The sequence below is a fragment of the Devosia sp. YIM 151766 genome, from assembly GCF_030285925.1.
GTDB lineage: Bacteria > Pseudomonadota > Alphaproteobacteria > Rhizobiales > Devosiaceae > Devosia.
This window is the reverse complement of the sequence record NZ_CP127251.1, coordinates 414,490-433,542: the sequence shown is the minus strand read 5'-3', so window position 1 is coordinate 433,542 and position 19,053 is coordinate 414,490. Positions and strand designations below refer to the sequence as shown.

Here is a 19,053-nt window from a genome sequence, read left to right as displayed (position 1 = left end):
ACGCCGAAGCCTCCACCCCCGCCAATCGCCTGGCTCAGTCGCCGCGCCAGTCCGGTGCGCCCATATCGGGCAGATCGTAGAAATCCCGCACCGCGTTCCAGCCTTCTTCGGCCGTGTCGACCAGCGTGAGCAGGTCGGGATCGGTGGGGGCGATGGTGCCGGCTTCGGCCAGCGCTTCGAGATTGATCACCCTGGTCCAGAAATCCTTGCCGAACAGCAGCACCGGCACCTTGTCCATGCGGCCGGTCTGGATCAGCGTCAGCGTCTCGAAAAATTCATCCAGCGTGCCGAAGCCGCCGGGGAACACCGCCACCACCTTGGCCCGCAGCAGGAAGTGGATCTTGCGCGTGGCGAAATAGTGGAAGTTGAACGACAGGTCGGGCGTCACATAGAGATTGGGCGCCTGCTCATGCGGCAAGACGATATTGAGCCCGATCGAGGGGGCGCCCATATCGGTGGCGCCGCGATTGCCCGCTTCCATGACGCCCGGCCCGCCGCCCGTCACCACCACATATTCCTTGAAATCGCTGGCGGCCGAGGTCTGCGACGCCAATTGGGCGAAGCGGCGCGCTTCCTCGTAATAGCGCGAGGCGGCTTCCAGATTGCGCTTCTGCACCTCGTTCTTGGCGGCCCAGGCCGGCTTGCCCGGCGCGGGAATGCGGGCGCCGCCGAACAGCACCACGGTCGAGGTAATGCCATGCTCACGCAGGCGGAATTCGGTTTTGAGATATTCGAGCTGGAAACGAACCCCGCGCGTATCCTCTGACGTCATGAAGTCGTCGTCGGCGAAAGCCAGGCGATAGGCGGCGCTGCGGGTCTGCGGCGTATCGGGCGCCTTGCGCGAAACGGCGACGTCCTGGCTCGAGGTGCGCAAGGAGGTGGGGTGGCGGCGTTTGGCCAAGGCGAACTCCCGGTCTGTCCGGCATGAAACCGGCGCTTTTGAAAACAGGGCATATCCATCCCCGCCGAATCGGGCAAGGGCGCTCGGCCCGCCGCCGCTTCACGAACCTGCCACCTGGTCCGGCCAGCACGGCTTGACGAAAGCCCGCACATGCCGGATGCCATGGCGATGGCGCGCCTCATCCTCTTCAACAAGCCGTTCAACGTTCTCACCCAGTTCAGCGGCGAGGGCGAGACGCTGGCGCGTTACCTGAAGCTGCCCGGCATCTATCCGGCCGGGCGGCTCGACAAGGACAGCGAAGGCCTGTTGCTGCTGACCGATGACGGCAGGCTGCAAGCCCGCATCGCCGATCCGCGCTTCAAGCTCAGCAAGACCTATCTGGTGCAAGTGGAAGGCGAGCCGGACGAAGATGCGCTGGAGCGATTGCGCCGCGGCATCGTGCTCAATGACGGCCCCACCCGCCCGGCCCGCGTCGCCCGCATCGAGCCGCCCGCGCTCTGGCCGCGAAACCCGCCGGTGCGCTACCGCAAAAGCGTGCCCGATTGCTGGCTGTCCCTCACCATTACCGAAGGTCGCAACCGGCAGGTGCGGCGCATGACCGCCGCCATCGGCTTTCCCACCCTGCGGCTGGTGCGCTGGCAGATCGGGGAATGGACATTGGCGGGCCTGGCGCCGGGGGAATGGCGGGACGCATCGGCGCCTCCCGGCAAGCCGAAGCCGCGCCGCCGCCCATGATCTTGGCACGCGCCGGCCCGCACGACCGGAACCGATTCTATCCCCAACCGTCCTCGGACCAAGTACTGGCCTGTGTGAATGCGTCACCCGCCAAGTGGTGCATCAACATGATCATGACAGCATTGAGCAAACCGGCGCCCCTGACATGACCACCAATTGATCTACTGACCAGCTTGACTTGCAATCGCTCTCATCATAGATGCCGATTGTCGAAAATGGCGGACCGGTATGGTGAGCCCCGGTCGCCCTGCCTGCTCAGGCAGGGATATTCCATCCCCAATGCATGGGGCCGCGGACCTCGACGGTAGCAGGCGTATCGCATGCTCCGTTGATCTGCGTGAGACGTTTCCTTTGCAGAACACGGTCGCTTCGAGATGCGCTTTTCAAAAAAGGCGCCGCGGCGCCGTGTTGAAAGATGACGTCATGACTTCAGGACTTCTCGTCGCTCTCCCTCTTGTCTCGCTTACGGGCTGGCTCTCCATGTTCGGTCTGAAACACCGCAGCCTGTTTGCCGGGGACATTGCTGGCCTGGTCTATCACCTCGCCCTGATCCCGCTGGTTCAGCATCTGCCCGGCGGGCCCGAGGTGAAATTCGCAGGCTATCTCTGGCTCTTTATGGATGCATTGGTGGATATGGTGTCGATCAACCATATCGGTGAAAAGACCGTGTGGGCGCTGCGCATGGGCGTTCACCTGTTTGCCGCCATCTGGATCTGCGGCGTCTCCTATGGGCTCGGTGGCGCTGCGATGTGGATCGGGTTGCCGCTCGGATTGTTCCTGGCGTTCCACGCCATATTTCTCGCGGATGCGAAACATTCGAAGGCCATACTCGGGGTCGGTGTCGTACCAATTATGTCGGCCTGGCTTATTGCCCTCGCGTTCCACTTCCTGACGGGCACAATCCTCGTGTCCTGATGCTCAAGAGCGTTGGCAACCTGTATTGCCGACGCTCCCGACCACCCGCCGGCAAAGAAAGCAACCATGCCGGCGGCGCCAGTCGCCGTCCAATCCGCCGCTCCCTCTTGCATCCGGCGCCGGAAATTCGCATATAGCGCTTCGGGAGGTTGGCGCGGACGTGTTCCTCGCCAACCGGGTCAGGTCCGGAAGGAAGCAGCCCCAACGAGATCCTCACGGGTCGATGCCAGCCTCCTACTCATCTGTTCACAACAGGGTAATTTGCCCCGCAAACCATGTGTTGGCTTTTGCGGTCGGGTGCTGCTTGCCCTAAGGTCCGGGCATGAACGAAGGCAGAATCTCATTGCGGCGCGGCGGAGAACGGCATGGCTGAAAACCAGACCGCGCCCTATCTGGTGCTGGCGCGTAAATATCGTCCGCGCGACTTCTCCACCCTGGTGGGGCAGGACGCCATGGTGCAGACGCTGGGCAATGCCTTTGCGCAGAACCGCATCCACCACGCCTTCATCCTGACCGGGGTGCGCGGCGTCGGCAAGACCACCACCGCCCGCATCCTGGCCCGCGCCTTCAACTATGAAGACGCGAGCGGCCGCCATCCGACGCTCGACCTGTCGGTGGAAGGCAATCATTGCCGCGCCATCATCGAGGGCCGGCATGTGGACGTGGTGGAAATGGACGCCGCCTCCAATACCGGCATCGGCGACATTCGCGAGATCATCGACTCGGTCAAATACGGCCCGGTCTCGGCGCCCTACAAGGTCTATGTGATCGACGAGGTGCACATGCTCTCGACCGCCGCCTTCAACGGGCTGTTGAAGACGCTGGAAGAGCCGCCGCCCTATGTGAAGTTCATCTTCGCGACCACGGAAATCCGCAAGGTTCCGATCACCATCCTGTCGCGCTGCCAGCGCTTCGACCTGCGCCGCATTCCGGCCGAGATCATGTCGGCCTATCTCGAACAGATTCTGGGGCAGGAAGGCATCGGCTTCGAGCCCGATGCCCTGGCCATGATCGTGCGCGCCGGCGAAGGCTCGGCCCGCGACAGCCTTTCCCTGCTCGACCAGGCCATCGCCCATGGCAATGGCCTGGTCAGCGCCGCCACGGTCAAGGCCATGCTGGGCCTGGGCGATCGGGCGCGCATCATCGACCTGTTCGAGGACCTGATGGGCGGGCGCATCGCCGAGGCGCTGACCGCTCTGCGCGAGCTCTACGATCTGGGAGCCGATCCGCAGACGCTGCTGACCGACCTGGCCGAATTCACCCATCTGGTCACCCGCATCAAGGTGGTTCCGGCCGCCGCCGACGACGCTTCGCTGACGCCGGACGAGAAGACCCGCGGCCGCGACCTCGCCAATCGCCTGCCGATGCGGGCGCTGACCCGCACCTGGCAGATCCTGTTCAAGGGCGTCGAGGAAACCGCCCGCGCCGGCAATGCCCTGCAAGCCGCCGAAATGGTGCTGATCCGCCTCGCCTATGCTGCCGACCTGCCAAGCCCGGACGAAGTCATCACCAGGCTCACCCAGCAAGGCACCTTGCCGGCTGCCGCGCCCAGCGCCCCATCCTTGCCGCCGCGCGGCCCGTCCGGCTCCGGCGGCGGCGCTTCCGCCATGCGGGTCGAGGCGGTGCAAGCCGCGCCCACCAATATGGCTATCGCCGCGCCGGCCACCGTCCCCAATGCTTCGGTGCAGCCGGCCCTCGCCAATGTCGCCAGCTACAAGGACCTGATCGCCTTGGCCGCGGCCAAGCGCGACGTCCTGGTCAAGCTGGCGCTGGAAAGCCAGATGCGCCCGGTTTCCTTCGAGCAGGGCCGCATCGAGGTGGCTTTGGCCGATGGCGCCGATCCGGGCATCATCGCCACCCTCTCCGCCCGCCTGCAGGCCTGGACCGGCCAGCGCTGGCTGATCATGGTGTCGACCAAGCCCCCCGAGGGGCTGACCATCCGCCAGGAAGCCGAGCAGAAGCAGCAGGCCGCCAATGAAGCGGCGCATGACGATCCGCTGGTCAAGGCCATACTTGAAACATTTCCCGGGGCCAAATTGGTGAACGTGACGGTGCGCGACGACGCCACCGCCATGCCCGACCTGCCCCCGCCACCAGAAGAGGACGACGAATGAAAGACATCATGGGCATGATGAAGGCCGCCGGCGAGATGAAGGCCAAGATGGAGGCCATGCAGGCCGAACTGGCCGAACTCGTCGTCGAAGGCCGTTCGGGCGGCGGCATGGTCGTCGTCGCGCTGTCCGGCAAGGGCGATGTGCGCGGCATCAAGATCGATCCCGCTTTGCTCAAGCCCGAAGACGCCGAAGTGATCGAGGACCTGATCGTCGCCGCCTTCACCGATGCCAAGGGCAAGAGCGAAGTCGAGATGCAGCGCAAGATGGCCGAGGCCACAGCCGGTCTTCCCATCCCGCCGGGCATGAAATTCCCGTTCTAGGCGTTTTGACGCGATACGCGGTCAACGTTAACAATCTGTTAGCCGGTTGGCGCTCGTGGTGACTTGAAAATGGCTTCCGGCGGACCCGAAATCGAACAGCTGATCCAGCTTCTGGCGCGCCTGCCCGGCTTCGGCCCGCGCTCGGCCCGAAGGGCGGTGCTGCACCTCATCAAGAAGAAGGAGCAGCTCATGCTGCCGCTTTCCGCCGCGCTCGACCGCGCCGTGGCGGCGGTGCGAAGTTGTGAGGTCTGCGGTAATGTCGACACGATCAGCCCCTGCTCGATCTGTGCCGATCCACGGCGCGGCGAAGCGGGAATTCTTGTTGTCGTAGAAGACGTTGCCGATCTTTGGGCGCTGGAGCGCGCGGGCGTGGGGCCGGTGCGCTACCACGTCCTGGGGGGCGTATTGTCGCCGCTTGACGGGGTCGGGCCGGACGATCTCAGCCTCGAAAAACTGCTGGCCCGGGCATCCGATTATGCCGAAATCGTCCTCGCCATGAACGCCACAATCGAGGGCCAGACCACGGCGCATTACATTACCGACCGGCTGGTCGGCACAGCGATCAAAGTCACCCGCCTCGCCCATGGCGTTCCGGTCGGCGGCGAGCTCGACTACCTCGACGAAGGCACGCTAAGTCAAGCACTTAGGGCGCGAACGGAGATCTGATCCCCGTCCGCGCAACGCCTAATTCAGGTCCGGGCGGAACTCGTCGCTGCCCTGCCAGATATTGTCGTCGTCAACCGGGCCATCTTCCTCCTCCTCGTAGAATTCATCCTCACCGATCAGTGCCGTACGGGCATCGACATCGTCGGGCGAGAGCGTATCGAGATGGTCGGCGGGATCGGCGGACATGATGGCGGCGGCGTCGCCGGTTTCATCCATGTTATTGATATCGCGCTGTAATTCCTCGATCGCGCGGTCGAGTTCGTCCAGCATGGAGGCCGGGTCCTGGCCGCCGAAATCGCCGCTTTCACGAATGGAGGCCTCGGCGCGAATCTCTCTCAGGCGCTCAAGACGGTCGGCGACGGGCCGGTCACTGCCATAGAGCAGGTCTTCGATTTCGATCTGACTATAGGGCTGGGCAATGCCCGGATTGTCCGCATTGTCGAAATTGGTTTCCTGCGGCACCAGGCTTCCAGGATGGTCGTGTTGCTGAACCATGATCGTCTCCCTTCATGCGCTTGTACAAAAGCCAAACGCTTGAGAACGAAGCCGGTTCGATCACAGCTTGTCTAGTTGAGGTCGCCCGGCTCATCGCCCACCAGAAACAGCGCCGGTTTCTCGTCGCTGCCGCCGTCCCATCCGGCCGGCAAAGGCTTGGCGGACTTGGCCCCGAGCTCGCGCAGCATCTCGACCTGGCGCACGACATTGCCGCGGCCATTGGTCAATTGATCCCTAGCCTTGGCATAGGCCCGCTGGCTCTTGTCGATGGCGTCGCCGACCTGATCCATGCTGGAGAGAAACCCCGAAACCTTGTCGAATAGCGCACCCGCCCGCTCGGCGATTTCCTCGGCGTTCTGGTGCCGTTTCTCGATATCCCAGACATTGCGCACGGTGCGCAGCACGGTCATCAGCGTGGTCGGCGTGGTCAGCATGACGCCCTTGCTCATGCCGAATTCGACGAGTTTGGCATCGTTCTGGATGGCCGTCGCCAGGGCGGATTCGATGGGCACGAACATCATCACGTAATCGAGGCTCGACTTGGCGGCGCGGTGATAGGTCTTGTCGCCCAGAGTGGTGATATGGGTGCGCACCGAGGCGATATGGGCCCGCAAATGCTGCTCGCGGAAATCGTCCTCGCTGTTGACGAAGGCCTCGAAGGCGGTGAGCGAAACCTTGGAATCGATCACCAGCACATCGCCATTGGGCATGCGGATTTCGACATCGGTGCGCAGGCGCTGGCCGTCATCGCCGCTATGGCTCTTCTGGGTGACATATTGCTCGCCCTCGCGCAGGCCGGATTGCTCCAGGATGGTGGAGAGGATCATTTCGCCCCAGGCGCCCTGGGTCTGGGAGGAGCCCTTCAAGGCGCGGGTCAGGTTCTGCGCCTCATTGGTGATCTTGAGGTTGCTTTCCGCCAAAGCGCGAATGCGCTCGCCCATGGCCGAGCGATCCTCGATCAGTCCCTTGTGGAATTCGCCGATCTTTTCCTGCAATGGCTTCAGGAGCACATCGACCTGTTCGCGATTCTGCTTGGTGAAAGTCTCGCTATGTGAGCGCAGCACGTCGCCGGCAATGGCCTTGAATTCGTCGGTCATCTGCTGGCGGGCATCGGTGAACCGCTTCAGGTTCGCCTCGTTCTGCCGCGCCTGTTCATCCAGCCGCGTCCGCATGGCCGCCAGTTCGGATTGAAGGCCGCTATTCTTGTCGCGCTCGCGATCCAGTTGCGCTTCCAGATCGCGAATGCGCGCGTCGCGCCCGGCAATCTGTTCCTGGAAATTGGCGCGCAGCCCGTCCGTCGCTTCGCGCGCCGCCGCCTCGGCCCGGCTGCTATGGGCGCGGGCCGAACCGACAAGCAGGGCAATGATGACAGCGAGCAGGACAATGCCTGCCGCCGCCAGCGCCATGGCCAGGCTGACCGGGACATCGCCGAGGGCGAAGAGAATGCGATCGAATTCACTCATGGCGCCACCTTATCCCGATTCTGATGTTCGCAAAATGTTCTTGTTGGTGTCGGATTGAACCGGCGCGCTGTTGACCGAAGGGCCGGAAATCGCCATATCGGGGACAATCCTTTCATCGCCGGACTTTCTGCCATGGCCATCCGCCCCATTCTGATCATTCCCGATGCGCGTCTGCGCGCCGTCGCCGACCCGATTATCGAGATCGATGACGAGATCAAGACCTTGGCCAAGGACATGCTGGACACCATGTATGACGCGCCGGGCATCGGCCTGGCCGCGCCGCAGCTTGGTGTGATGCGGCGCATGGTGGTGATGGATCTGGCCGGCGAGGACGAGCCCCCGGCTCCCCTGGTGATGATCAACCCCGAAATCACCAAGTTCGGCGACCAGATGCAGGTGACCGAGGAAGGCTGCCTCTCCATTCCCGAACTCTACTACGAGGTCGAGCGCCCGGCCGAGGTGACGGTGAAATATACCGACCTGGACGGCAAGGACGTGGTCAAGGACGCCGATGGCAAGCTGGCTGTCTGCATCCAGCACGAGATCGACCACCTCGATGGCGTACTCTATATCGATTACCTCAGCCGCCTGAAGCGCGACCGGGTGATCAAGAAATTCGACAAGGCCGCCAAGCGCGCCGCCGGCTGAGATTTGGTGCCTGCGACCTCGTCCTTCGACAGGCTCAGGACGAGGTCTTTCGAGAGCGCTGCGTTCGCGTAGACCTCATGGTGAGCCTATCGAACCGAGGTCGTTCAGATGCGCGTCGTCTTCATGGGTACGCCCGAATTTTCCGTTCCCACGCTGGCCGAGATCGTTTCGGCCGGCCATGACGTGCTGGCCGTTTACACCAGGGCGCCCAAACCCGCCGGACGCGGGCAGGACGAGCGCAAGAGCCCGGTGCACGAGGCGGCGGAAGCCTTCGGCATTCCGGTCTTCACTCCGCGTTCGCTGAAGGACGAGGCCGAACAGGCCCAATTTGCCTCGCTGAACGCCGAGGTCGCCGTGGTCGTCGCCTATGGCCTGATCCTGCCCAAGCCGATCCTCGAAGCACCAGAATATGGCTGTCTCAACCTGCATGGCTCGCTGCTGCCGCGCTGGCGCGGCGCGGCCCCGATCCAGCGGGCGATCATGGCCGGCGACAAGCAGACCGGCATCGTGGTGATGCGGATGGACGAGGGGCTGGATACCGGGGCCATGGGCCCGACCGAGATCATCCCCATCGGCCCGGACATGGTGGCCGGCGAATTGCACGACCAGATGATGCGGCTGGGCGCCGACCTGATGGGCCGGGCGCTGGCGGCGCTCGAACGCGGCAGCCTCGATTTCACCCCGCAACCGGCCGATGGCGCCACCTATGCCGCCAAGATCGACAAGGCCGAGGCGCGGATCGACTTTTCCAAAAACGCGGAAGCGGTCCATAACCTGATCCGGGGGCTTTCGCCCTTTCCCGGCGCCTGGTTCGAGCTGGAACTGGGCGGCAAGATGGTACGGATCAAGGCGCTGCGTTCGACGCTGGCGCCGGATTCCGGCGCTCCCGGCACGCTTGCCGGCGACGGTCTGGTCATTGCCTGCGGCACGGGCGCAGTGCGGCTGATTCAGGTGCAGCGCGAGGGCAAGGGCGCGATGGATGCGGCGACCTTCCTGCGGGGGGCGGGGCCCTTGCCGGCCCAGGTCGGCTGATGCCGCGTTTCAAGCTTATCCTCGAATATGACGGTACGCCGTTTTGCGGCTGGCAGCGGCAGGCGGACCGGATGAGCGTGCAGCAGGCGCTGGAAGAAGCCATCGCGCGCTTCTCCGGCGAAGCGGTCACCACCCAGGCGGCGGGGCGCACCGATGCCGGGGTCCATGCGCTGGGACAGGTGGTGCATTTCGACCTCGGCAAGGATTGGGATGCGTTCCGTATCCGCGAGGCGCTCAATTATCATCTGCGGCCCCATCCGGTGGTGGTGGTCGAATGCGAGGCGGTGGGAAACGACTTCGAGGCGCGCTTTTCCGCCAAGGCGCGGCATTATGCATATCGCATCCTGAACCGCCGCGCCCCGGCCGCCATCGAGCGGCATCAGGTCTGGCATGTACCGATGCCGCTGGACGCGCAAAGCATGCATGAAGCGGCCCAGCTCATTCTGGGCCGGCATGATTTCTCGACCTTCCGCTCCTCCGAATGTCAGGCCAATTCACCGATCCGCACGCTGGATGTTTTCGAGGTGAGCGGGGACGATGAGATCGTCACCATCACTGCCGGCGCCCGCAGCTTCCTGCACCATCAGGTGCGATCCATGGTCGGCTCGTTGAAGCTGGTGGGCGAGGGCAAGTGGAGTCCGGCCGATTTCCGGGCGGCGCTGGACGCGGCGGATCGCCGGCGCTGCGGCGCCATGGCGCCGGCGAGCGGGCTTTATCTCACCGGCGTCGATTATTAGGTCATCGGCACCGGCAGGAACAGGGCGAGGACGCCCAGTGCCAGAAACACGCCCACCGACTGCGAAATGAACAGCAGCACGATCTGCATCGGCTGCAGCGTGACGATGAAGCGGCCGATATTGATGAAGGTCAGCATGGCCACGATGACCATGGCCAGGAGCACGACCAGCCCCGCTTCCCCGAAGAGCAACGAAAAAAGCAGCAGGATGCCCGAGAGCATCGTCACCCAATTGCTGGCGACGAGATAGGGCACGAAACCATCCGAGCGGCCCATCTGCCGCAGCACGATCCACGCCATGGCCGCCTGGGCGACGAACAGAACGCCGTTCATGACGATGGATTGGGTCGGAGCGCCGGCCGGCACTGGCAGACCGAGCAGCAAGGGACCGAACCCCGTCACCAGCAGCGCCAGCAGCACGGCGAGGAGGCTGCCGGCAAGGCCGCGATGGGAGAAGTCGAACCACGAAGCGGCATCGCGGCGTCCGAGGACGAGTGCCAGGCAGCCCCTTGCGGCGCTTACGGCTTCTTCGATGAAGGTCTGTCTGGACTGGGCCACGGGATCGGGTCTCGGTTCAGGCGGCAGGGAGGAAGGATGTGGCTAGCATGTAGAGCGTCATCGGCATGCCGACAAGCAGAACCACGGTGAGAAGCGCAAAAGTCGCGGAACCTGCCGGATTCCAGTCCGCAGCCACCCGCCCCAGCCGATAAAGCAGGAAGGCCAGAGCCGCCCAGAGCAGCGGCAGCAGGATGCCCAGGATCAGTGATAGCAGCGAGCCCAGAATCAGATAGGCGATCATCGCATAGATGCCCGGAATGAGCACCGGCAGCAGCGCATTGCCGCCGCGCATGACGAAGCGGGCGCCGAAAATGCCGATCAGCAGGGCAATCAGCCACAGCGACTGGATCAGCATGATTTCGACAAAGCCCCCCAGCGTCGGAACGCCGACCTCGAACGACGCCAGCAGCACGGCCAGGAAGGCGAAGACGTAGAACAGGACCAGCGCCATGGCGAGGCCGGGGGCGGTCAGCCGGAACTGCTCCTGCCAGCCAGCTTCACCGCGCAGGATCATGCGCCAGCCGACAACAGCCTGTTGCAGGTTCTGCCAGCTTTTCATGCCGCGTCCCCGGAAAAGAAGCGCCGCATGAAATGCTCGTAGATGTCGGTAAGGCCGGTCAGGTCGGCCAGGGCGATGTGCTCGTCGGCCTTGTGCATGGACGCACCGACCAGACCGCATTCCACTACCGGACCATATTGGGCGATGAAGCGCGCATCCGACGTGCCGCCGCCAGTGGACAATTCCGGCGCACTGCCATTGCGTTCGGCGATGATAGCGGACAGGGTTTCGATATCGGCGCTGAGCGGCGACAGGAAGGAACGGGACGGCACGCCCGAAATCTCGAAATCGATCCGGGTCTTCTTTGGATCAACCGCATCGATGCGGGTCTGGACCCAGTCCGCCAGCGTCTCGGGCGTCCAGAGGTCGTTATAACGGATATTGAAGCGCAGCATGCCGCTCACCGGGATGACGTTGGGCACCGGATTGCCGACATCGATAGTGGTGAGTTCGAGATTGCTGGCGGGGAAATGCTCGGTGCCCTGATCGATGCGTTCCGACGTCAGGGCGGTCGCCAATGCAGCGAGCACCGGCAGCGGATTATTGGCCTTATGCGGATAGGCGACATGGCCTTGCGTACCGGTGACCGTGACCTTGCCGGAGAGCGAGCCGCGGCGGCCGATCTTGATGCTGTCGCCCAGGATTTCCGCCGAACTGGGTTCGCCGACAATGGCGAAGTCGAAACGGCGGCCGTTCTCGGCCATCCAGCGCATGAGCTTTTCGGTGCCGTTGACGGCGTCGGCTTCCTCGTCATTGGTGATGGCGAGGTGGATGGTGCCCGCTTCCGGCGGCATGGCGGCGCAGGCCGCGACAAAGGCGGCAATGCCCGATTTCATGTCGGCGGCGCCGCGGCCATAAATCCTGCCATCGGCAATGCGCGGCTGGAATGGGTCAGAGTGCCAATGCGCCCGGTCGCCGGGCGGCACGACATCGGTGTGGCCGGCAAAAAGCAGGGTACGGCCGCCCTGCCCGCGCGTCGCGAAAAGATTGTCGACCGGATAGGAGCCGTCGCCGTCGAAGCGCAGGCGGGTAACGGCAAAGCCGATGGCGATCAGTTCGGCTTCCAGCAGGTCGAGCGCCCCGGCTTCCTCGGGCGTGACCGAAGGACAGGCGATGAGGCGCTCAAGCAGATTTTGCGGATCGATGGTCACGAAGGCTCCGATTTGGTCAGGCGGCGCCGTCCAGCGGGTCGGGACCGTAAGTGTTCGCTCCTGTCGTTCCCTTGAGGAAACCGAGCTGGACCAGCATGTAAATGGCGAAAACCGCATAGGCGAGGTTGATCAGGCCGAGCCAGATTGCCGGCATGGGCAAGATTACGCCCTGGCCCATATCGACCCAATCCATGCCGATGCCGGTAGCCTGCAGCACATTGAGCAGAACCGAACCGGCAATCAGCAACTTGAGGTCGGTGCCGCCGCTATCGCGGTCGTGGCGGCGCTTGATGCCGAGGCAATAGGCCGGATAGATCAGCGCGATATTGAGCAATACGGCGAGCCAGGCCAATAGGGCGGCATTGCCGAAGCTGACAATGCCCAGCACGATCGAGGCGACGATGGAGATCATGATCAGCGCGGCGATCCCCAGCCACCATTGCTGACGGCCGATGCGGCCTTGCGTGGTCGTCAGCAGAGCAATGAGCTTGTCCATTTATCCCCCTTTTAGACCGGAATCACACCGGCATGAGCAAGGATAGGACGCCGGCGCGGCCGGAGCCAGCGCCGGATAAAGGATCAATCGCGCAGCAGGTCGTTGATGCCGGTCTTGGAGCGGGTCTGCGCGTCGACGGTCTTGACGATGACGGCGCAATAAAGGTTCGGGCCGGGCGTGCCATCGGGCAGCGGCTTGCCGGGCAGGCTGCCGGAGACGACGACCGAATAGGGCGGCACCTTGCCGATATGGATTTCGCCGGTGCTGCGGTCGACGATCTTGGTGGAGGCGCCGATGAAGACGCCCATGGAGATGACCGCGCCTTCGCCCACCACCACGCCCTCGACGACCTCGGAGCGGGCACCGATGAAGCAATTGTCCTCGATGATGACCGGGCCGGCCTGCAATGGTTCAAGCACGCCGCCAATGCCGACGCCGCCCGAGATATGGACGTTCTTGCCGATCTGGGCGCAGGAGCCGACCGTCACCCAGGTATCGACCATGGTGCCTTCATCGACATAGGCGCCCAGATTGACGAAGCTGGGCATGAGGATGACGCCCTTGCCGATATGGGCGGCATTGCGGACGATGGCGCCCGGGACGGCGCGGAAGCCAGCCTCGCGAAACCGGTTCTCGTCCCAGCCGTCGAACTTGGAGGGCACCTTATCCCACCATGACGAGCTGTGCGGGCCGCCGGAAATCAGCTGATTGTCGTTGAGACGGAACGAAAGCAGCACCGCCTTTTTCAGCCATTGATTGACCTGCCAGGCGCCGTCGACCTTCTCGGCCACGCGGGCCTCGCCAGTGTCGAGCAGGCGCAACGCGCTGTCGACGGCATCGCGAATCTCGCCCTTTGTGGCAAAATTGACCTCGGCGCGATTTTCGAAGGCAGCGTCGATGATCTTGGCGAGCTGGGCGTGCGACATGGCGGCTCCTTTATTTGTCGGGCGGACCATAGCGGCGGCGCCCGGCGTGTCAACGCGAGTCTGAGGCCGGATAGACGCCGAGAATGCGGAAATAGTCGGTGAAGAATTTCAGCTCGTCGAAGGCGAGCTGGACGCTAACATCATCGGGATGACCTTCGATATCGGCATAGAACTGGGTGGCGGTGAAATTGCCGCCGACCATATAACTTTCGAGCTTGGTCATGTTGACGCCATTGGTGGCAAAGCCGCCCATGGCCTTATAGAGCGCCGCCGGCACGTTGCGGACGCGGAAGACGAAAGTGGTCTTCACCCGGCCGTGCGGCGCCGCGTTCTGTTCGGTCGGCGAGAGCACGAGGAAGCGGGTGGTATTGTGGTCCGCGTCCTCGATATTCTCGGCGAGCACCTCGAGACCATAGATCTCCCCGGCAAAGCAAGAGGCGATGGCGGCGACGGTTTTATCGGCCTTCTGCGCGATCTCGCGGGCCGAGCCGGCCGTATCCACCGCATTGATGGTGCGCAGGCCATTCTTGGCGATGAAGCGGCGGCACTGGCCGAGCGCGACCGAGAGCGATTGCACCGCCCTGATGTCTTCCAGCCGGGCGCCGGGGACGCCCAACAGGGTCATCTCCACCCGCAGATAGGTCTCGCCGATAATGAAGAGGCCGCTTTCAGGCAGGAGGTGGTGAATGTCGGTGATGCGGCCATAGAGCGAATTTTCCACCGGCACGACGGCAAAATCGGCCTGGCCGGACTGCACGGCGCTCAGCGTTTCCTCGAAGGTGACGCAGCCCATATATTCCTCGCCCGGAAAGACATTGGCCGCCGCCGCATGGCTGAAGGCGCCGGGTTCGCCCTGAAAGGCAATCTTTTTCGTCATGGGAAGATCCGTGCAAGAATGAGCAGGCGGGTTTTGACGCGGGGGCAGGCGCGAGTCAATCGGCACCCGGAGCGGCGGCGCGGCGCGAGATCAGGGGGCAATTGTCGCACCGGCGCTTTGACCTGTTGCGCCCTAAGGGGCTTGAGACTATCTTTCGCGCGCGCCGATCCGGTCGGTTGAGGCAGATTCCCCAACGGGAATCGGAATTTGGACCGGCGACGCATAATGTCCGCAGGGGATGGACCGGCAGAGAGACCAAATGGATTCGTTCGAGCTAAATAAGATTCTAGGCGCCGTCCTCGGCACGCTGTTGTTCGTCATGGGTGTCGGCTTTCTGGCCGAAGCCATCTATCAACCCATCGAAGGCCGAGGTCCCGGCTACGACCTGCCCGAGCCCGAAGTGGCGGATGCGGGCCCGGTGGAAGAGGTTCCTGCCGTATCGCTGGCGGTGCTGCTGGCCAGCGCCAGCGTCGATCGCGGCGCCTCGGCGGTGCGCAAGTGCCAGTCCTGTCACAATTTCGGCGAGGGCGAGCCCAACAAGCAGGGCCCGAACCTCTATAATATCGTCGGCGCCCCCAAGGCCCATGCCGAAGGCTTCGCCTATTCGGATATCCTGCTGCAGCAGCAGGCCGAGGGCCAGATCTGGTCCTATGACAATCTCGACGCCTTCCTGGAAAATCCTCGGGGTTATGCGCCCGGCACCAAGATGGCCTTTGCCGGCGTCCGTTCGCCTGAAGAGCGCGCCGATATCCTGGCTTACCTGCAGACGCTGTCGGCAAGCCCGGTGCCGTTCCCCGTCGAGGAAGCCGCGCCTGCAGAGGAAGAGCCGGCCGAGGGCGATACGCCCGCCGCGACGCCGGGCGAGACCACTCCGGACGATACTGTGCCCTCCGAACTGATGACGCCGGCGGATGGGGGCAGCGAGGTCACCACGCCCACCGCTCCCGAAAGCGCGGTCGATACCCCGACCACGACCCAGTCCGACTCGCCCATCGAAGGCACCCCGGTTCAGGAAACCACGCCGGAAGCGCCAGCTTCGGGCGATGAGGAAGCCCCTGCCGACGCAGAATAATCCAGCCGGAAAAACTATCCGGGAGCCGCGCCAGTAGCGCGGCTCTTTTGTTAAGGAAGACAATATGCTGTTGCTGCACCTTTCGGATGTCGATGAAGCCGCCTGGGCCAAGGCGTTCGCCGAGAAACTGGCGCCCTATAAGGTGGTGCGGCGGGGTGACGATTTCGATCCGGCCGAGATACACTATATCTTCGTGTGGAAGCCGCAGCCGGACGCTTTCGACGGCCTCGTCAATCTCAAAGCGGTGCTTTCGCTGGGCGCCGGCGTCGACGCGCTGATGAAGCATCCCGGATTGCCGGACGTCCCGGTCGTGCGCTTCGTCGATCAGGACCTGAGCCAGCAGATGAGCGATTACGTGGTGGCGCATGTGACCATGCATCACCGGCAATTCACTCGCTTCAACGCCGACCAGAAAGCGCGGCTTTGGGATCAATATTATCCCCCCGTCGCCCAGCAGACCTGCGTCGGCATCATGGGCATGGGCGTTCTGGGGCAGGATGCGGTCGAGCGGCTGCTGCCGCTGGGCTTTACGCTCAGGAGCTGGAGCCGGACGCCGAAGCAGATCGAGGGCGTTACGGGTTTTGCCGGCGACGAGCAATTCGACGCCTTCCTCTCGGGAACGGACATCCTGGTCAATCTCTTGCCGCTGACCCCGGAAACGGCGGGCATTCTCAATTACCAGACCTTCTCCAAGCTGCGCCGCGACCGGCTGCCGGGCGGGCCGGCCATCGTCAATGCGGCCCGCGGTGGACATCAGAAAGAAGCGGACATCGTGCGGGCGCTGGGCGACGGCACTTTGGGCGCGGCCAGCCTCGATGTGTTCGAAATCGAGCCTCTGCCCGAAACCAGCCCGCTATGGGGTATCGAAAACTGCTACATTACCCCGCATATCGCGGGCATTTCCAACGAGGCCACCGGCGTCAACTATTTCTCGCGTATCCTGTTGGATCACGAGGCCGGCAAGGATCTCGTCAATGTCGTGGATCGTCAACGTGGTTACTGACACGCAAATTTCACTGGTGCGATGGCAGAAATTTGTTCAAGCATAGGTTCTGAACCGCTACTCGCGAGACTTGATGACCGACACCGCCGCCGCACCAGCCAAACTCAGTTTCTACGACCGCCTGAAACGAGCCACTAAACATCGCTTTGCCGAACCCATCCTGGCGGCTCTGTGTTTTCTCGAAGCCATGATCATTCCGATATTCCCGGAAATCATGCTGGCTCCGATGATCATCGCCGACCGGCTGCGAGCCTGGCGGCTGGCGGCGATCTGCACCATTTCCTCGGTGAGCGGCGGGCTTGCCGGCTACGCTATCGGCTATTTTCTGTTCGACAGCGTCGGCAAGGGCATCATCGAGTTCTATGGCGCGGCCAACGGCTTTGAATCATTGCGCCACAGCTTCGTGGAAAATGGCCCGCTAATGGTCCTGATCGGCGCGCTCTCGCCCATTCCCTACAAAGTGATCACCATCACCTCGGGCGTGGCCGGGCTCGATCTGTGGACCTTCATCATCTATGGACTGATCGGCCGCGGCCTGCGCTATTTCGTGCCCTGTGGCTTGTTCTATTTCTTTGGCCCGGTGGCCGGCGAATTCATCGAGAAACACAAGAAATGGGCCGGCTGGGGCATGGTCGTCCTGATCGTTGTCGGCTTCGCCATGGCGCCCTTGCTGTTCCCCAAAAACCATGGCCCGGCCACCGAAATCGCCGTCGAACACATGACGGCGGTGGACGAAGTGGTGCCGCGCGAGCTATTGCCCAATCCGGCCGAATTGCTGGGCGGCAATGCCGAGCCGGCGCCTGACGCGGACGACGATAGCGTCCCGGCAAACCCCTGATGGCGCGCTAGCCACCGTTTAAAAAAAGGCGGGCCGATGCCCGCCTTTTTCTTTACTTGCCATAGCGCTGGCGGATGAGGCCGTAAAGCGCGCGGATACCCTGATCGGTGGCGCCGACGGGGCGGCCGGGCCGCGCTTCAGGCGCCCAGCCGAAAATGTCGAGATGCAGCCAGGTGCCGGCCTTCTTGACGAAGCGTTTGAGGAACAAGGCGGCAATGACCGAGCCGGCATAGCCGCCGGTGCCGGTATTGTTGATATCGGCGATCTTGGATGAAAGCTGGCCTTCATAGGCCGTCCAGAGCGGCATGGGCCAGAGCGGGTCCTCGACGCTGGCGCCAAGCGTGGCCGTTTGCGCGGCCAGGGCGGCATCGGTCGAATAGAGGGCCGGCAATTCCGGCCCCAGGGCGACGCGGGCCGCGCCGGTAAGCGTCGCCATGTCGATCAGGAGGTCCGGCGCTTCCTCGTCGGCCAAAGCGAGGGCATCGGCGAGGATCAGCCTGCCTTCGGCGTCGGTATTGCCGATTTCGACACCAAGTCCGGAACGGGATCGCAGCACGTCGCCGGGGCGGAACGAGGCGCTGGCAATGGCATTTTCCACCACCGGCAACAATACGCGCAGCCGTATCGGCGGGCCGGCCGATACGATGGCATGGGCGAGGCCGAGAATATTGGCGGCGCCGCCCATATCCTTCTTCATCATCAGCATGCCCGCCGCCGACTTGATATCGAGCCCGCCGGTATCGAAGGTGACGCCCTTGCCCACCAGCGTCACCTTCGGATGCTCCGGATTGCCCCAGGCGAGGTCGATGAGGCGCGGCGCCTGGCTGCTGGCGCGGCCCACGGCATGGATCATGGGAAAATTGGCGCTGAGCAGATCGTCGCCGGCGATGACCCGGATGTCCATGCCGTGGCGGCGCACAAAGTCACGTGCCACCTGTTCCAGGGCGTCGGGGCCGAGATCATTGGCCGGGGTGTTGATGAGGTCGCGCGCCAGCGCGGCGGCTTCGACCTGACGTTCGACCTCGGCCGCGTCAGCCGCATCGGGCAGCATCAGCGTCGCGGTGGCGCGGGCCTCCCGATAGCGGTCGAAGCGATAGGCGCCGAGGCGAAAACCGATAGCGGAGAGGGTCGGATCGCCATATTCGCCGGCCAGGGCATAGACGCCTTCCGGCAGGGCGGCGGCGGCCAGGCCGGCAAGGAATGGCGAGCGCCCTTCCCCGGGTCCGGCGCCGAACAGCCAGCCGGAAATATCCCCCTTTGCATCGGGCAGGGCCAGCAGGCGGCCGCGCTGGCCGACAAAGCCGTGGCTGGCGGCCCAGGCGGCATGGCGGGGTTCGAGTTCGGCGGCGTCCAGCCCGCCCTCCGCGACGAATTTCAGCGGCATGATGGATGGATTGGCCATGACGAACTCCTTTGTCTGGCATGGTTCTAGCGAGACGCAGGCGGGGCTGCAATCGCCGCGGCGGCACGGGATTTAACCGCGTGTTAGGGTTAATGATCTATTGCTCGCAAGGCCGGATGACCTGGAAGAACCCGCTATCCGGCCGG

General features: G+C 63.7%; 21 protein-coding genes and 1 other RNA gene. 12 read left to right on the top strand and 10 right to left on the bottom strand.

Going from position 1 to position 19,053, the window contains the following annotated elements; genetic code table 11:
* Nucleotides 1-34: 34 nt before the first annotated feature.
* Nucleotides 35-901: an LOG family protein gene (locus O9Z70_RS02085; protein ID WP_286020844.1), complete on the bottom strand. Its 867-nt coding sequence runs from the start codon at nucleotides 899-901 to the stop codon at nucleotides 35-37.
* Between the two features lie 168 nt (nucleotides 902-1,069).
* Between O9Z70_RS02085 and O9Z70_RS02080 the strand changes: the two genes are divergently transcribed.
* The 6 genes from O9Z70_RS02080 to recR all read left to right on the top strand — a co-directional run bounded on the left by O9Z70_RS02080 (nucleotide 1,070) and on the right by recR (nucleotide 5,651).
* Nucleotides 1,070-1,636, top strand: a complete 567-nt coding sequence (locus tag O9Z70_RS02080) for a pseudouridine synthase (protein ID WP_286020843.1) — start codon at nucleotides 1,070-1,072, stop codon at nucleotides 1,634-1,636.
* A 423-nt stretch (nucleotides 1,637-2,059) separates the two neighbouring features.
* Nucleotides 2,060-2,551: a hypothetical protein gene (locus O9Z70_RS02075; RefSeq protein ID WP_286020842.1), complete on the top strand. Its 492-nt coding sequence runs from the start codon at nucleotides 2,060-2,062 to the stop codon at nucleotides 2,549-2,551.
* A 143-nt stretch (nucleotides 2,552-2,694) separates the two neighbouring features.
* Nucleotides 2,695-2,790, top strand: an RNA gene (gene ffs / locus O9Z70_RS02070) — signal recognition particle sRNA small type.
* 126 nt (nucleotides 2,791-2,916) lie between these two features.
* Complete coding sequence (locus O9Z70_RS02065) at nucleotides 2,917-4,665, top strand: DNA polymerase III subunit gamma/tau (RefSeq protein ID WP_286020841.1); 1,749 nt, start codon at nucleotides 2,917-2,919, stop codon at nucleotides 4,663-4,665.
* On the top strand, nucleotides 4,662-4,985 hold the full coding sequence (locus O9Z70_RS02060) for a YbaB/EbfC family nucleoid-associated protein (protein WP_286020840.1): 324 nt from the start codon (nucleotides 4,662-4,664) through the stop codon (nucleotides 4,983-4,985). Before O9Z70_RS02065 ends, O9Z70_RS02060 begins: the two co-directional genes overlap by 4 nt.
* Nucleotides 4,986-5,054: 69 nt before the next feature.
* Nucleotides 5,055-5,651: a recombination mediator RecR gene (gene recR, locus O9Z70_RS02055; protein WP_286020839.1), complete on the top strand. Its 597-nt coding sequence runs from the start codon at nucleotides 5,055-5,057 to the stop codon at nucleotides 5,649-5,651.
* 18 nt (nucleotides 5,652-5,669) lie between these two features.
* Here the strand turns inward: recR and O9Z70_RS02050 are convergent, their stop codons facing one another.
* Nucleotides 5,670-6,146 (bottom strand): hypothetical protein, encoded by a 477-nt coding sequence (locus O9Z70_RS02050; protein ID WP_286020838.1) that lies wholly within the window; start codon nucleotides 6,144-6,146, stop codon nucleotides 5,670-5,672.
* A 71-nt stretch (nucleotides 6,147-6,217) separates the two neighbouring features.
* A complete protein-coding gene (locus tag O9Z70_RS02045; RefSeq protein WP_286020837.1) occupies nucleotides 6,218-7,609 on the bottom strand; it encodes a DNA recombination protein RmuC in 1,392 nt (463 codons plus the stop codon).
* 132 nt (nucleotides 7,610-7,741) lie between these two features.
* Between O9Z70_RS02045 and def the strand changes: the two genes are divergently transcribed.
* From def to truA, 3 genes are all read left to right on the top strand, one after another.
* A complete protein-coding gene (gene def, locus O9Z70_RS02040) occupies nucleotides 7,742-8,257 on the top strand; it encodes a peptide deformylase (RefSeq protein ID WP_286020836.1) in 516 nt (171 codons plus the stop codon).
* Nucleotides 8,258-8,365: 108 nt separating this feature from the next.
* The gene (fmt, locus tag O9Z70_RS02035) at nucleotides 8,366-9,289 is read left to right on the top strand and encodes a methionyl-tRNA formyltransferase (protein ID WP_286020835.1); all 924 of its coding nucleotides are present in this window, start codon (nucleotides 8,366-8,368) and stop codon (nucleotides 9,287-9,289) included.
* On the top strand, nucleotides 9,289-10,026 hold the full coding sequence (gene truA, locus O9Z70_RS02030; RefSeq protein WP_286020834.1) for a tRNA pseudouridine(38-40) synthase TruA: 738 nt from the start codon (nucleotides 9,289-9,291) through the stop codon (nucleotides 10,024-10,026). The genes fmt and truA overlap by 1 nt, the downstream gene beginning before the upstream one ends.
* On the opposite strand, the gene O9Z70_RS02025 is transcribed toward truA, so the two are convergent.
* From O9Z70_RS02025 to O9Z70_RS02000, 6 genes are all read right to left on the bottom strand, one after another.
* Nucleotides 10,023-10,583, bottom strand: coding sequence for a hypothetical protein (locus tag O9Z70_RS02025; protein ID WP_286020833.1), 561 nt, complete (start codon nucleotides 10,581-10,583; stop codon nucleotides 10,023-10,025). The two genes, truA and O9Z70_RS02025, sit on opposite strands and share 4 nt — an antisense overlap.
* Nucleotides 10,584-10,599: 16 nt before the next feature.
* Nucleotides 10,600-11,142, bottom strand: a complete 543-nt coding sequence (locus O9Z70_RS02020; RefSeq protein WP_286020832.1) for a hypothetical protein — start codon at nucleotides 11,140-11,142, stop codon at nucleotides 10,600-10,602.
* Nucleotides 11,139-12,293, bottom strand: coding sequence for a succinyl-diaminopimelate desuccinylase (gene dapE, locus O9Z70_RS02015; RefSeq protein ID WP_286020831.1), 1,155 nt, complete (start codon nucleotides 12,291-12,293; stop codon nucleotides 11,139-11,141). Before dapE ends, O9Z70_RS02020 begins: the two co-directional genes overlap by 4 nt.
* Nucleotides 12,294-12,309: 16 nt before the next feature.
* Complete coding sequence (locus O9Z70_RS02010) at nucleotides 12,310-12,789, bottom strand: DUF805 domain-containing protein (protein ID WP_286020830.1); 480 nt, start codon at nucleotides 12,787-12,789, stop codon at nucleotides 12,310-12,312.
* Nucleotides 12,790-12,872: 83 nt separating this feature from the next.
* A complete protein-coding gene (gene dapD, locus O9Z70_RS02005) occupies nucleotides 12,873-13,715 on the bottom strand; it encodes a 2,3,4,5-tetrahydropyridine-2,6-dicarboxylate N-succinyltransferase (protein ID WP_286020829.1) in 843 nt (280 codons plus the stop codon).
* Between the two features lie 49 nt (nucleotides 13,716-13,764).
* The gene (locus tag O9Z70_RS02000) at nucleotides 13,765-14,592 is read right to left on the bottom strand and encodes a prephenate dehydratase (RefSeq protein WP_286020828.1); all 828 of its coding nucleotides are present in this window, start codon (nucleotides 14,590-14,592) and stop codon (nucleotides 13,765-13,767) included.
* A gap of 259 nt (nucleotides 14,593-14,851) precedes the next feature.
* Here O9Z70_RS02000 and O9Z70_RS01995 point away from each other — a divergent pair, with 259 nt between their 5' ends.
* From O9Z70_RS01995 to O9Z70_RS01985, 3 genes are all read left to right on the top strand, one after another.
* Entirely contained in the window at nucleotides 14,852-15,664 is an 813-nt protein-coding gene (locus O9Z70_RS01995) for a c-type cytochrome (RefSeq protein WP_286020827.1), read from the top strand.
* A 64-nt stretch (nucleotides 15,665-15,728) separates the two neighbouring features.
* On the top strand, nucleotides 15,729-16,667 hold the full coding sequence (locus O9Z70_RS01990; protein ID WP_286020826.1) for a 2-hydroxyacid dehydrogenase: 939 nt from the start codon (nucleotides 15,729-15,731) through the stop codon (nucleotides 16,665-16,667).
* 73 nt (nucleotides 16,668-16,740) lie between these two features.
* Complete coding sequence (locus tag O9Z70_RS01985; protein WP_286020825.1) at nucleotides 16,741-17,505, top strand: YqaA family protein; 765 nt, start codon at nucleotides 16,741-16,743, stop codon at nucleotides 17,503-17,505.
* Nucleotides 17,506-17,557: 52 nt separating this feature from the next.
* Here the strand turns inward: O9Z70_RS01985 and O9Z70_RS01980 are convergent, their stop codons facing one another.
* A complete protein-coding gene (locus O9Z70_RS01980; protein WP_286020824.1) occupies nucleotides 17,558-18,907 on the bottom strand; it encodes a leucyl aminopeptidase family protein in 1,350 nt (449 codons plus the stop codon).
* Nucleotides 18,908-19,053: the final 146 nt, after the last annotated feature.